Below are 12,673 nucleotides of genomic sequence, written 5' to 3'. Positions count from 1 at the left end.
GGCCGCGGCGGGTCCGGCTGCCGCAAAGCCACGGCTAGCGCCATTTTGCCGCGCCGCGCCGGGCTTGCACCGGGCTCGCGCGCGGCGCCCGTCGGCATCGTATTGGCGTTGCATCGGCCTTGCATGACTTCGCGCCCGCCATCGAATGCCGCCGCTCTTGCTCGCGAGCCCGGAACACCCGCCCATCGGCGCCACGGACACGCCTCCGGTCCGTTCGGCAACGCCGCCCGGACGCCCGCATCGCGTACAACAACGCGTACGACATCGCGGCTGCCACCCTACGCGAGCCGCTTCCAAGCCAACAGGCCTTCTGACTTATACTGGGTTTTTTCACCGAAAAGAGCATCTCGCCATGCGTTTCGAAGGCTCATCGCAGTACGTCGCCACCGACGATCTCAAGCTCGCGGTCAACGCCGCGATGACGCTCAAGCGTCCGTTGCTGATCAAGGGCGAACCCGGCACCGGCAAAACCATGCTCGCCGAGGAGGTCGCCGCCGCGCTCGGCATGCCGCTCCTGCAATGGCACATCAAGTCCACCACCAAGGCCCAGCAAGGTCTGTACGAATACGATGCGGTGTCGCGCCTGCGTGATTCGCAACTGGGCGACGAGCGCGTCAAGGACATCGCCAACTACATCGTCAAGGGCGTGCTGTGGCAGGCGTTCGAGTCGGAGCAGCAAACCGTGTTGCTGATCGACGAAGTCGACAAGGCCGACATCGAATTCCCGAACGATCTGCTGCGCGAGCTCGACCGCATGGAGTTCTACGTGTACGAGACGCGTGAGCTGATCCGCGCGAAGCAGCGCCCGCTCGTGATCATCACGTCCAACAACGAGAAAGAGCTGCCCGACGCGTTTTTGCGCCGCTGCTTTTTCCACTACATCAAGTTCCCCGATCCGGCCACGATGCAGCAGATCGTCGAGGTGCATTACCCCGGCATCAAGCAGGAACTGCTTGCCGCCGCGATGCAGAGCTTCTTCGAGTTGCGCAACGTCTCGGGGCTGAAGAAAAAGCCGTCCACGTCGGAACTGCTCGACTGGCTGAAGCTGCTGCTCGCGGAAGACATTCCGCCCGAAGCGCTGCGCTCGTCCGACCAGAAGCAGATCATCCCGCCGCTGCACGGCGCGCTGCTGAAGAACGAGCAGGACGTGAGCCTGTTCGAGCGGCTGATTTTCATGAACCGCAACAATCGTTGAACCACCGTTGAACCGTTGATCGGGCGCCAGCGCCGCGTCGAAGAGCGCATCGCGCCATACACACGCAGCAACCGCCGCCGCACAGGACCCAGCATGCTGATCGACTTTTTCTACTCGCTGCGCGCCGCCAAACTGCCGGTGTCGGTGAAGGAATATCTGACGCTGCTCGAGGCGCTCAAAGCCAACGTGATCGCGGCGTCGATCGACGAGTTCTACTATCTCGCGCGCATCACGCTGGTCAAGGACGAACAGTATTTCGACAAGTTCGACCAGGCGTTCGGCGCGTATTTCAACGGCGTCGCGCTGCCCTCCGAACTCGCCTTCGACATTCCGCTCGACTGGCTGAAGAAGAAGCTGCAACGCGATCTGTCGCCGGAGGAAAAGGCGCAGATCGAGGCAATGGGCGGCCTCGACAAGCTGATGGAGCGTCTCAAGCAACTGTTCGACGAACAGAAAGAGCGTCATGAAGGCGGCAGCAAATGGATCGGCACCGGCGGCACGTCGCCGTTCGGCAATGGCGGCTACAACCCCGAAGGCGTGCGCATCGGCGGCGACGCGGCGGGCAACCGCACGGCCGTCAAGGTGTGGGAAGCGCGCGCCTATCGCGATTACGACGACCAGGTCGAAATCGGCACGCGCAACATCAAGATCGCGCTGCGCCGCTTGCGCCGGTTCGCCCGCGAAGGCGCCGCCGACGAGCTCGATCTGCCCGACACGATCCGCAGCACGGCCGCGAACGCCGGCTGGCTCGACCTGAAGATGGTGCCCGAGCGGCACAACAAGGTGAAGGTGCTGATGCTGCTCGACGTGGGCGGCTCGATGGACGATCACATCAAGCGCACGGAAGAGCTTTTCTCCGCCGCCAAGGCCGAGTTCAAGCACCTCGAGTTCTATTACTTCCACAACTGCGTGTACGACTTCCTGTGGAAGAACAACCGCCGCCGCCACGCCGAGCGCATGCCGACGTGGGACGTGCTGCACAAGTTCACGCCCGACTACAAGCTGATCTTCGTCGGCGACGCGACCATGAGCCCGTACGAAGTGCTGCAACCGGGCGGCTCGGTGGAGTACAACAACGCCGAAGCCGGCGCGGTGTGGCTGCGCCGCCTCGCGGACCATTTCCCGCAGCACGCGTGGCTCAATCCCGAGCCGGAAGGCTTGTGGGCGTACCGGCAGTCCGTCGGCGCGATTCGCGAGGTGCTCGGTCACCGCATGTATCCGCTCACGCTCGCCGGCCTCGAAACCGCGATGCGGATGTTGAGCAAATAGCAGACGCTGAACGGATCGTCCGTGGCAAGTGTCAACACTGCATCAGCCGATCCGCCATAAAATAGAAGCATCCGGCGGCGTTTCCCGGCAACATGGGGCGAACGCCGCAGCGTGACTCGCGGCCACCGGAACCCGTTCGTTTTGATCCGGTGGCGACCTCATTTCTCCTGAACCACGGCGCGCCTGCGCCCTGAAGGCCCGAACATGACAACCGCACTCGACCAACTCAAGCAATACACCACCGTCGTCGCCGATACGGGCGACTTCCAGCAGCTTGCCCAGTACAAGCCGCAAGACGCGACCACCAATCCGTCGCTGATTCTGAAGGCGGTGCAGAAAGACGACTACCGGCCGCTGCTCGAAAAGACCGTGAAAGATCACGCGTCGAAGCCGGTCGGCGCGATCATCGACCAGTTGCTGATCGCGTTCGGCACCGAAATCCTCAAGATCATTCCGGGCCGCGTCTCGACCGAAGTGGACGCGCGCCTGTCGTTCGACGTCGAAGGCTCGATCGCCAAGGGCCGTGAACTCATCGCGCTGTACAAGGACCACGGCATCGAACGCGAACGCGTGCTGATCAAACTGGCTTCCACGTGGGAAGGCATCCGCGCGGCCGAAGTGCTGCAGAAGGAAGGCATCCGCTGCAACATGACGCTGCTGTTCTCGCTCGCGCAGGCCGCGGCCTGTGCCGAAGCCGGCGCGCAACTGATCTCGCCGTTCGTCGGCCGCATTTACGACTGGTACAAGAAGAACGCCGGCAGCGCGTGGGACGAAGCGAAAGACGGCGGCGCGAACGATCCGGGCGTGAAGTCGGTGCAGCGCATCTACGCGTACTACAAGAAGTTCGGCTACAAGACCGAGGTGATGGGCGCGAGCTTCCGCACCACCAGCCAGATTCTGGAACTGGCCGGCTGCGATCTGCTGACCATCAGCCCGGACCTGCTGCAAAAGTTGCACGAGAGCACCGACAAGGTGGAGCGCAAGCTGTCGGCGGACATCGCCAGGGACACGGACATCGAACGCGTGCCGGTCGACGAATCGTCGTTCCGTTTCCTCGTCAACGACGAAGCGATGGCGACCGAAAAGCTCGCCGAAGGCATCCGCGCGTTCGCGGCGGACGCCGTGAAACTGGAAAAGCTGATCGAAGCGCTGCGTTAAAAATCACTGCGTTAAGGTCGTCCGAAGCATGCGGCCCTGAGCCTTGCGGTTCAGGGCCGCATGCCGTTTACGAACGACTTTTCGCACGCGCCGGGGAACCCCGCTTCCTACGACTTAAAGTCACAACTGCCCCCGCAACGGGCGACTACAATCGTCTGCACGCCCGCTCGCTCGCCGCTCGTGGGCGGGGAACGCGGCGCCGCTCATTTCACGTTCACGGAGACGATCATGCAAGTTCAACCCTATGTGTTTTTCAACGGCCGCTGCGAGGAAGCGCTCACCTATTACGGCAAGCATCTCGGCGCGGAAGTGACGTTCATGATGCGCTTCAAGGACGCGCCGCCCGACCCGCAGAATCCGCCGCGCGCTGGTCTCGAAGACAAGATCATGCACGCCAACGTCAAGCTCGGCGCGAGCCAGTGGATGGCGTCGGACGGTCATTGCGATCCCGATGCGCCCCCCATGAGCGGCTTCAGCCTGTCGCTGACCGTCGAGGATCCCGCATCCGCCCAGCAATATTTCAATGCGCTCGCCGACGGCGGCCAGGTGCTGATGCCCTGGGGCGCGACGTTCTGGAGCAAGGGCTTCGGGATGACGGTGGACCGCTTCGGTTTGACGTGGATGGTGACGCTGCCGCCGCAGGTTTGAGCGCCGTGCCGGTTACCCCGGCAAGTCAAGCGTTCAGCAACGCCCGCGGTTGCCGCTCGATATTCCAGTTCGGCTCGGTTTCCAGCAATAGCGCGCGCAACCGGTCCACCTGCTCGGCGAGCCGCTGCCCGAGCCAGTAGGGCCCCTGCAAATCGGGCGGCAACCCGAGCGCCGCGCCGCCGTGCGTCTGCGCGAGCGGCGACGCGGCCGGAATGCCGGGGCGCGTCGCGCGGCCAAAGCGCAAGCCGCGCGCCGTTGCCAGCAGAATCGTCCGCACGGCGCGCACCTCCGCGCCGGATTGCCCGGCATACGCGGCACGCGCCACCGCATCGGCGTGCATCAGCGGACCGGTCGCGAGCAACTCCAGCGAACTGAGCACCGAGCGGTGCAGCCGCTGAATCTCCTCGAGCCGCGCCTGCGGCACGTCGACCTCCTTCGCCACCGAAGGCATCAACGAGCGCAACTGCACGAGCCGCCGATTGATTTGCAGAAAGCGCTTGACCTGCTCCTCCTCGCCGATCGGCGCGCCCTCAAGCAAACGCGTGTAGATGCGCGCGCATTCGCGCAGATTGGTGGCGATCCCGTAACGCCACGAATACGTCGCATACAGCGGCAGCGCGAACGAAAACGCCAATGCGATCACGATGCCGATCAGCACGTTCAGCGTGCGCCACAGCCCGACGTCGATCTGGTTGTCGCCGTGGCCCGCGACGATGCACATCGTGATCGCCGTCAATAGCCCGATATAGCCGGACGAACCGACCGCGAACCACGCGCAGATCGCCGCGAAGACCGACATCAACAGGTACGTGAGCGGCAGCGAGCCGAGCAGATTCTGCTGCACGATCAGCAGGAGCCCGATCGACGCTCCGAGCAACGTCCCCGCGGCCCGCTCGGCCGCCTTCTTGCGGATGTTGCCGTGATGCTGCAAGCCGCCGATCACCACCAGCAGCGTCACCGACGCCCAGACGCCGTGCGGGATATCGATCCCCGTGGTGGCGAGAATCGACACGATCATCGCGAGGCCGACGCGCAGACTGTGCAGCACCTTGGCATGGCGATAGCGGTAGTACGGGGACGTGATCGCGCGCAGCGCGCGGCTGATAGCCGAGCGGCGTCGAATCGCGGTAGGGGAATCGGCAGAAGCCATGAGCCCGGCGGAGTGTGTTGAAGGACGGTCCCGCTATCGTGCCCTGGAGTGCGCCCAGAAGACAAACGCCCGCAAACTTTCGTCCGCGGGCGTTGCGCCTTCCACTTGCCGGACAGGCGCGCGGCTTAGTTTTCCACCACGTCCAGATAATCCTCGGGACGCGTGCGATCTTCGGCGCGCTGCATGCCCAATGCGCGCACCAGCAGGCTCACCAGCACCGACACCACCAGATTCACGACCAGCGACCACACCGCCGCATAGCCCGGAATCGCCATGCCGAACAGGTGGATCGTGAAGATCGAACTCGCCAGCTTCAGCGAAATCGCCATCCACGTACCGGTTGCGATGCCGGCCGCCCAACCGGCCAGCAGGCCGCGATAGTCGAGCACGCGCGTGTACAGACCCAGCACGATCGCCGGCAGCGTCTGGATGATCCAGATGCCGCCCAGCAGTTGCAACTGGATCGCGTAGGTGAGCGGCAGGCCGAGAATGAACGCCACCGCGCCGACCTTGACGATCAGCGAGACCAGCTTCGCGACATTGGTCTCCTGGTCGTGCGTCATGTTGCGGTTGACGAACTCCTTATGGATGTTGCGCGTGTACAGGTTGGCTGCCGCGATCGACATGATCGCCGCCGGCACCAGCGCGCCGATGCCGATCGCCGCGAACGCCACGCCGACGAACCACGACGGGAAGAAGTGCAGGAACAACGCCGGCACCGCGAAGTTCGGGCCGAACGCCTTGAAGTACGGCGCGAATTCCGGCATGTCCTTCACGCCCGAGGCGAGCGCCATGAAGCCGAGCAGCGCGAGCAGGCCGAGCACCAGCGAGTAGGCCGGCAGCATCGCCATGTTGCGGCGGATCGTGTTGCCCGAATTCGACGACAGCACCGCGGTGATCGAGTGCGGGTACAGGAACAGCGCGAGCGCCGAGCCCACCGCGAGCGTCGCGTAGGCGCTGTAGCCGTTCAGGCTCGATACGTCCGGCGCCTTCAGCAGCAGCTTGGCCGGCGGCACCGTGCTGAAGATATGGCCGAAGCCGCCCAGTTGCGGCGGAATCACGATGACCGCGGCAAAGATCGTGACGTAGATCAGGATGTCCTTGACCACCGCGATCATGGCGGGCGCGCGCAAGCCCGAGGTGTACGTGTACGCCGCGAGGATCGCGAATGCGATGATGAGCGGCAGATCGCCGACGAAGCCCTGCGTGTCGAAGCCGAGCGCGCCGATCACCACTTCGATACCGACCAGTTGCAGCGCGATGTACGGCATGGTCGCGAGAATGCCCGTGACCGCGACCGCCAGCGCGAGCATGCGGCTGCCGTAGCGCGCCGAGACGAAGTCCGCCGATGTCACATAGCCCTGGCGCTTGGCGATGCTCCACAGTTTCGGGAACACGACGAACGCGAACGGATAGATCAGGATCGTGTAGGGCAGCGCGAAGAAGCCGGTCGCGCCCGCGCCGAACACCAGTGCCGGCACCGCGATGAAGGTGTAGGCCGTGTACAGGTCGCCACCCAGCAGAAACCACGTGACGATGGTGCCGAAGCGCCGCCCGCCGAGGCCCCACTCTTCCAGATGGGCGAGATCGCCGCGCCGCCAGTGAGCCGCGACAAAACCGAGGATCGTGACGCCGATGAAAAACAGCACGAAGACGAAAGTTGCAATCGCGTTCATTAGCGTGCGCCTCCTTGCGAGCCGCCCGTCGAACGGGTCTTGGTCTTGAAGTACACGAGCGCCGTGATGACCGCGCTGATCAGCACCCACAGGAGCTGATACCAGTAGAAGAACGGAAACTCGAACAGTTGCGGTTCGACCTTGTTGTATGACGGCACCCAGATCATCGCGATCCAGGGCAACAGCAGCAACCAGAGCCAGTGCTTGCTGGCCTTGTTCGCGTCGGCGTCGTGAGCCATGACGTCTCCTCTTCCCTATTATTGAAATGTTGGTCCGTGTTTGACGGGTGGCGGTTCTCCCGCGGAGGGTCGCCCCGCGGATGGCCACGGGCACCCCGAAAGCCTCGAAAGAGTATAGGAGCCGCAAAGGTGTGGTCAAGCAGGGGCGACCCGAGGCGGGATCGGGGTTTCGGCGAGGGTGAAAAGCGTTGATGCGCCGAGGGCGCAGACGGTTGATGCGTGCAGGGCGGCCGTCTCAGGCGACCGCCGTAACGAGGACCGCGGGTGCAGCGAGGGCCGCGATGGCCCCGATAGGCCCGACAGCGAGCGCCGCCGACGACCCGCCGTGCGGCACGCCGGTTGCTCGATGCGCGCCACCGGATGGCGGCGACCGTCGCGCGGGCGCAACGGGCGGATTGCGATTCGCCGCTGCCGCTGCGCCTGCCGATCAGATCGAGAACGAGGCGCCTGTCTGCCCGGACGATTCCTGTAGACCCTTGATCCACTTGCGCGCCGGCAAACCGAGTTCCGCTTCGATCAGTCTCGCGCGCGCCTGCAGCGCCGCGAACGGCACCTCCAGCGCCGGGCCCGAAAACGCGATCGCGATGCGATTGCCGTCATGCACTTCCGGCAGCGCGACCACGCGGCCGTCGAAGGCTTCGTTCAGGCGCTTCATGTTGCGCACGAAGCTCGGGTGGTCGCCGAACAGGTTCACCGTCACCACGCCGGCCTCGGTCAGACACGCGCGCACCGCACGATAGAAGCCGACGCTATCCAGCACCGGACCCCGCGCGGTCGCATCGTAGACGTCGATTTGCAACGCGCCGATCGTGCCGTGATTGGCGCCGTCGTTGACGAAGTCCCACGCGTCCGCTTCGTGCACGGTGAGGCGCGCATCGTCGTGCGGCAACTCGAACATCGTGCGCGCGGCCACCACCACAGCGGGGTTCAATTCGACTGCCTCGACCTTCGCGCGCTTCAGAAAGCGGTACGCGAACTTGGTCAGCGCCGCGGCGCCGAGCCCGAGCTGGACGATGCGCTTCGGCGTTTCGATGAACAGCAGCCAGGCCATCATCTGCTGCGCGTATTCGAGTTCGATGTGATCCGGCTTGCGCAGACGCATCGCGCCTTGCACCCATTCCGTGCCGAAATGCAGGAAGCGCACGCCGCCTTCTTCCGAGAACGTGACCGGCGCGAAACGCGGCTTGCGCGGCGCTTCGATTTGCGGCGCGTCGCGTAGGTCGTCGTCGCGTGACGCGCGTTTTCTGTTGTTGCGCACTGCGTGGTGTTGATGGTGTTTATCGCCGGCGGCGTCCGCGTCCCGATTGCGGAAGGCACGCGCTTCAGCGGAAGCGCGCTTGATCAATTTCGTCATGTAAGGATGTCGCGCCAAAGACGCAATTTTTGGTCGAACGAGAGCATAGCATTCGCCGGACTCGACGAAGGCAACATCACAGTGGCATAGCCCGCCGCGCCGATCACCGGCGCAAAGCGGCCCGCCGTCTTGCCGTTGAAGCACACCTTCTTCAACAGCGGCGCGTGCTCGCGCAGCGAAGCGAAGTCGTTCGGTAGCGCGTTGCGAATCGCCGCATCCAGACTGCCCTCGCGATGGCACGCGGCCAGCACGTCCCACACGCCGATGCCGTGGGCGAGCACGCGTCGCAGCCGCTCTTCGTAGGCGAGTTCGGCGAGCGGTTCCTCGAGTACGGTGCCAAGGAGCCGCCAGAACTGATTGCGCGGATGCGCGTAATACTGCGTCGCCGCGAGCGACGCTTCACCGGGAAAGCTGCCGAGAATCAGCGTATGCGTGTCCGCCGCGACGACGGGAGGAAAGCCTTGCAGCATCAGCGGCTCCGTTCGTCGGACGCGCGCGCCGCCGGATGCGCGAGCGAAGCGGTGTGTTCGAGCGAACGGCCATGTTCGCGCACGCGCGGATGCGCCGCGCGCGGAACGGCTGCGGACCGCTCGCCCACCTCGGCAGAATCGGACAACGCAGACGACGCGGCCAACGCGGCCAGATGCGCCCACAGCGCGGGCAACATGCATTCGGTCACCATCAGCGGCGCGCCCTGACGCTCGAACACCGAGCGGCGCGCGACCAGCGCATGCGGCGGGCGGCCTGCAACTTCACGCACCGCCAACCGGTACAACGGATGACGCGCGGTCAATCTGCGGCTCACCAGCGACGAACGCGCGACGCTGCTATCGCTATAGAGCAACTCCGCGAGCGGCCGCGTGCGCAAGCGCCGCGTCGCCTGCCACACGCCGACGCTCGCGGCGAGCGGCGCGACGCTATGCGCCGCGACGAACGGCACGCCGTCGACCGACAGCGCCACTTCCCGCACCCACACCGGCGCACGCGGCGCGAGACCGAGCGCGGCATGCTCGTCGGCCCACGGCAAGGCGACGCCTTCGCGCGTGACGCGCACCGCGACCGCGCCGAGCGCGCGCAGATGCGCGGTCAGTGAACCGCCACGGGTCAGCCAGTCTTTCTGATCGGCACTCAGGCCGGCTAAGGGAGCGACGCGCCAGTGGGCGTCGGCGGCATCGAAACGGATGGACATGGTGTCGGATTATAGCGGCGCGACTGTACGGGGATTGCTTGGCCTCGCCGATCTTCCTGCAGCAAGTTTCATCGACGACTACGCGTGCGGTGACGCGCCTCGACGAGATCGCCGGTTTCGGACAGTTCCGATTCTCGGTCAGCAACGACGCGCGATAAAACCGTCGTGCTTGACAAGCTCGGCGGTTCGCCCGAGATCGAAGGGCACGCCATGTGACCGGATCATGAAGAGGAGATGAGATGAAAAAGATGAAACCATTCCTGAGCGCAACGGCTTGCGCGATGTCGGTTCTGCTCGTAACGGGTTGCGCATCCCGGTTGGACCGCGATCACGAAACCTCGCTGAACAAGGCGGTCGGCATCGAGGTGGCGCCGGTCGCGAGCGGCGTCGCGGTCAAGCTGCCCGAAACCGCGCTGTTCGAGTTCGGCAAGTCGGAAGTGCGCGGCGATGCCCAGGCGGTCGTCGATCGCTCGGCTGTTCTGCTCAAGCGCAGCAAGAAGCCGATCATCGTCGAGGGATACACCGATAACGTCGGCACCCTCGAATACAACCAGCGGCTTTCCGAAGCGCGGGCGACCGCCGTGGGTCATGAACTGGTGGAGCGCGGCGTGCCGATCGACCGCATCCGTACCAAGGGCAACGCCTACAACGATCCGGTGGCGAGCAACGATACGGTCGAAGGACGCGCGCTGAACCGTCGCACCGAGATCATCGTGCGGGGCGAGACGATGGATACGTTGATGGGCAAGAAGTAAATCGCGGCCGCGGTCGCGGCCAAAAATCGCGGCCAAAAAAAATGCGCTGCCGCGGCAGCGCATTTCTTCAACCCATTTTCAACCACGAAGCGTCAAATACGACGCCCCCGGCGCACCCTCAACTCGCGCGCGCCAGCAACAACGCATTGGTGCGCTTCACGAAGCTCGCCGGATCTTCCAGCGCACCGCCTTCGGCCAGCAAGGCCTGGTCGAACAGCAGATGACACCAGTCGTCGAAATTCGCGCCGTCCGCCTGCAAGCCCTTCACCAGCGCATGCTCCGGATTCACTTCGAGAATCGGATGGAACGACGGCGCTTGCTGCCCCGCGGCCTTCAGCATGCGTTGCAGGTAACCGCTCATTTCGCCGTCGTCGGCGACGAGGCATGAGGGCGAATCGGTCAGGCGGAACGTCAGGCGCACGTCCTTGGCCTTGTCCTTGAGCGCTTCCTTCATCTTCTCGACGAGCGGCTTGAACTCCTCGCCGACTTTCTCCTGCGCCTGCTTTTCCTCGTCGTTCAACGCGCCCAGATCGAGATCGCCGCGCGCGACGCTTTGCAGCGGCTTGCCGTCGAATTCGTTGAGGAACGACAGCATCCACTCGTCCACGCGATCGGTCAGCAGCAAGACTTCCACGCCCTTCTTGCGGAACACTTCGAGATGCGGGCTATGGGTCGCGGCCTGCCAGGTGTCGGCGGTCACGTAGTAGATCTTCGTTTGCTCGGGCTTCATGCGCGCGACGTAATCGGCGAGCGACACGGTCTGCTCCGGCGATTCGGTATGCGTCGACGCGAAGCGCAGGAGCTTCGCAACGCGCTCGCGGTTGGCGAAGTCCTCGCCGACGCCTTCCTTCAGCACCTGGCCGAATTCCTTCCAGAAGCCGGCGTATTTTTCCTTATCGGCGTCGTTATCCGAATGGGCCAGATCCTCGAGCATCGACAGCGCGCGCTTGGTCACGCCCTCGCGGATCGCCTTCACGTCACGGCTTTCCTGCAGGATTTCGCGCGACACGTTGAGCGGCAGATCGCTCGAATCGACCACGCCCTTCACGAACCGCAGATAGGCGGGCAGCAGTTGCTCCGCGTCGTCCATGATGAACACGCGCTTCACGTACAGCTTCAGACCGCCGCGATGATCGCGGTTCCACATGTCGAACGGCGCGTGGCTCGGCACGTACAGCAATTGCGTGTACTCGCTGCGGCCCTCGACGCGGTTATGCGTCCACGTGAGCGGGTCCTGATGATCGTGCGAGAGGTGCTGATAGAACAGCTTGTACTGCTCGTCGGTGATGTCGTTCTTCGAACGGGTCCAGAGCGCGCTCGCCTGATTGACGGTCTCGTCCTCGTCCTTCGTGACCATCTCGCTCTTTTCCGCGTCCCATTCTTCCTTCTTCATCAGGATCGGCAGCGCGACGTGGTCCGAATACCGCTGAATGATCGACTTCAGACGATGCGACGACAGCAGTTCATCTTCATCGGCACGCAGATGCAGCGTGATGGTCGTGCCGCGCGCCGCCCGTTCGATCTGCTCGACGGCGAAATCGCCCTCGCCCGCGCTTTGCCAGCGCACGCCCTCGGCGGCCGGCAAACCGGCGCGGCGCGTTTCCACCGTGATCTTGTCCGCGACGATGAAGCCCGAATAGAAGCCCACGCCGAACTGGCCGATCAGCGCCGCGTCTTTCTGCTGGTCGCCGGAGAGCTTGCCGAAGAATTCCTTGGTGCCCGAGCGCGCGATCGTGCCGAGGTGCGCGATCGCTTCATCGCGGCTCATGCCGATGCCGTTGTCGTCGATCGTGACGGTGCGCGCGGCCTTGTCGTACGAGACGCGAATGCGCAGATTCGGATCGTTCTCGTACAGCGCGTTGTTTTCGATCGCTTCGAAGCGCAGCTTGTCGGCCGCGTCGGACGCGTTCGAAATCAGCTCGCGCAGAAAGATCTCCTTGTTGCTGTACAGCGAATGGATCATCAGGTGCAGAAGCTGTTTCACTTCTGCCTGAAAGCTCATGGTTTCTTGTGCCATGGTCGGACTTCCTCTCTGTTGCG

General features: G+C 64.2%; 12 protein-coding genes. 5 read left to right on the top strand and 7 right to left on the bottom strand.

From position 1 onward, the window contains the following. Positions 1 to 352: 352 nt before the first annotated feature. The 4 genes from BUE39_RS15210 to BUE39_RS15195 all read left to right on the top strand — a co-directional run bounded on the left by BUE39_RS15210 (position 353) and on the right by BUE39_RS15195 (position 4,270). On the top strand, positions 353 to 1,195 hold the full coding sequence (locus BUE39_RS15210) for an AAA family ATPase (RefSeq protein WP_073429494.1): 843 nt from the start codon (positions 353 to 355) through the stop codon (positions 1,193 to 1,195). A gap of 93 nt (positions 1,196 to 1,288) precedes the next feature. Then, positions 1,289 to 2,464, top strand: a complete 1,176-nt coding sequence (locus BUE39_RS15205; protein WP_073429583.1) for a vWA domain-containing protein — start codon at positions 1,289 to 1,291, stop codon at positions 2,462 to 2,464. A gap of 204 nt (positions 2,465 to 2,668) precedes the next feature. Next, positions 2,669 to 3,622 (top strand): transaldolase, encoded by a 954-nt coding sequence (gene tal / locus BUE39_RS15200; RefSeq protein ID WP_073429493.1) that lies wholly within the window; start codon positions 2,669 to 2,671, stop codon positions 3,620 to 3,622. A gap of 228 nt (positions 3,623 to 3,850) precedes the next feature. Then, entirely contained in the window at positions 3,851 to 4,270 is a 420-nt protein-coding gene (locus tag BUE39_RS15195; RefSeq protein ID WP_073429582.1) for a VOC family protein, read from the top strand. A 25-nt stretch (positions 4,271 to 4,295) separates the two neighbouring features. Here BUE39_RS15195 and BUE39_RS15190 read toward each other — a convergent pair whose 3' ends face one another. The 6 genes from BUE39_RS15190 to BUE39_RS15165 all read right to left on the bottom strand — a co-directional run bounded on the left by BUE39_RS15190 (position 4,296) and on the right by BUE39_RS15165 (position 9,878). Continuing rightward, positions 4,296 to 5,420 (bottom strand): FUSC family protein, encoded by a 1,125-nt coding sequence (locus BUE39_RS15190; protein WP_073429492.1) that lies wholly within the window; start codon positions 5,418 to 5,420, stop codon positions 4,296 to 4,298. Between the two features lie 125 nt (positions 5,421 to 5,545). Further along, complete coding sequence (mctP, locus tag BUE39_RS15185) at positions 5,546 to 7,096, bottom strand: monocarboxylate uptake permease MctP (protein WP_073429491.1); 1,551 nt, start codon at positions 7,094 to 7,096, stop codon at positions 5,546 to 5,548. After that, positions 7,096 to 7,335, bottom strand: coding sequence for a DUF3311 domain-containing protein (locus BUE39_RS15180; RefSeq protein ID WP_073429490.1), 240 nt, complete (start codon positions 7,333 to 7,335; stop codon positions 7,096 to 7,098). Before BUE39_RS15180 ends, mctP begins: the two co-directional genes overlap by 1 nt. A gap of 427 nt (positions 7,336 to 7,762) precedes the next feature. Next, complete coding sequence (locus BUE39_RS15175; RefSeq protein ID WP_073429489.1) at positions 7,763 to 8,689, bottom strand: class I SAM-dependent methyltransferase; 927 nt, start codon at positions 8,687 to 8,689, stop codon at positions 7,763 to 7,765. Then, complete coding sequence (locus BUE39_RS34210; protein ID WP_073429488.1) at positions 8,686 to 9,159, bottom strand: DNA-deoxyinosine glycosylase; 474 nt, start codon at positions 9,157 to 9,159, stop codon at positions 8,686 to 8,688. Before BUE39_RS34210 ends, BUE39_RS15175 begins: the two co-directional genes overlap by 4 nt. Next, a complete protein-coding gene (locus BUE39_RS15165) occupies positions 9,159 to 9,878 on the bottom strand; it encodes a chorismate--pyruvate lyase family protein (protein WP_073429487.1) in 720 nt (239 codons plus the stop codon). The genes BUE39_RS34210 and BUE39_RS15165 overlap by 1 nt, the downstream gene beginning before the upstream one ends. 248 nt (positions 9,879 to 10,126) lie before the next feature. On the opposite strand from BUE39_RS15165, the gene BUE39_RS15160 reads away from it, so the two are divergent. Then, positions 10,127 to 10,633, top strand: a complete 507-nt coding sequence (locus BUE39_RS15160; RefSeq protein WP_073429581.1) for an OmpA family protein — start codon at positions 10,127 to 10,129, stop codon at positions 10,631 to 10,633. 118 nt (positions 10,634 to 10,751) lie between these two features. Here BUE39_RS15160 and htpG read toward each other — a convergent pair whose 3' ends face one another. Beyond that, on the bottom strand, positions 10,752 to 12,650 hold the full coding sequence (htpG, locus tag BUE39_RS15155) for a molecular chaperone HtpG (RefSeq protein ID WP_073429486.1): 1,899 nt from the start codon (positions 12,648 to 12,650) through the stop codon (positions 10,752 to 10,754). Positions 12,651 to 12,673: the final 23 nt, after the last annotated feature.

This window comes from Paraburkholderia terricola (assembly GCF_900142195.1).
Classification (GTDB): domain Bacteria; phylum Pseudomonadota; class Gammaproteobacteria; order Burkholderiales; family Burkholderiaceae; genus Paraburkholderia; species Paraburkholderia terricola.
Note: the sequence above shows the minus strand (reverse complement) of the source record. Positions and strands in the feature narration are given on the sequence as shown.

Excerpts from the sequence above, each read along its gene's own strand:
- BUE39_RS15210 (WP_073429494.1), top strand. The coding sequence starts at position 353 with ATGCGTTTCGAAGGCTCATCGCAGTACGTCGCCACCGACGATCTCAAG.
- BUE39_RS15205 (WP_073429583.1), top strand. The coding sequence starts at position 1,289 with ATGCTGATCGACTTTTTCTACTCGCTGCGCGCCGCCAAACTGCCGGTG.
- tal (WP_073429493.1), top strand. The coding sequence starts at position 2,669 with ATGACAACCGCACTCGACCAACTCAAGCAATACACCACCGTCGTCGCC.
- BUE39_RS15195 (WP_073429582.1), top strand. The coding sequence starts at position 3,851 with ATGCAAGTTCAACCCTATGTGTTTTTCAACGGCCGCTGCGAGGAAGCG.
- BUE39_RS15190 (WP_073429492.1), bottom strand. The coding sequence starts at position 5,420 with ATGGCTTCTGCCGATTCCCCTACCGCGATTCGACGCCGCTCGGCTATC.
- mctP (WP_073429491.1), bottom strand. The coding sequence starts at position 7,096 with ATGAACGCGATTGCAACTTTCGTCTTCGTGCTGTTTTTCATCGGCGTC.
- BUE39_RS15180 (WP_073429490.1), bottom strand. The coding sequence starts at position 7,335 with ATGGCTCACGACGCCGACGCGAACAAGGCCAGCAAGCACTGGCTCTGG.
- BUE39_RS15175 (WP_073429489.1), bottom strand. The coding sequence starts at position 8,689 with ATGACGAAATTGATCAAGCGCGCTTCCGCTGAAGCGCGTGCCTTCCGC.
- BUE39_RS34210 (WP_073429488.1), bottom strand. The coding sequence starts at position 9,159 with ATGCTGCAAGGCTTTCCTCCCGTCGTCGCGGCGGACACGCATACGCTG.
- BUE39_RS15165 (WP_073429487.1), bottom strand. The coding sequence starts at position 9,878 with ATGTCCATCCGTTTCGATGCCGCCGACGCCCACTGGCGCGTCGCTCCC.
- BUE39_RS15160 (WP_073429581.1), top strand. The coding sequence starts at position 10,127 with ATGAAACCATTCCTGAGCGCAACGGCTTGCGCGATGTCGGTTCTGCTC.
- htpG (WP_073429486.1), bottom strand. The coding sequence starts at position 12,650 with ATGGCACAAGAAACCATGAGCTTTCAGGCAGAAGTGAAACAGCTTCTG.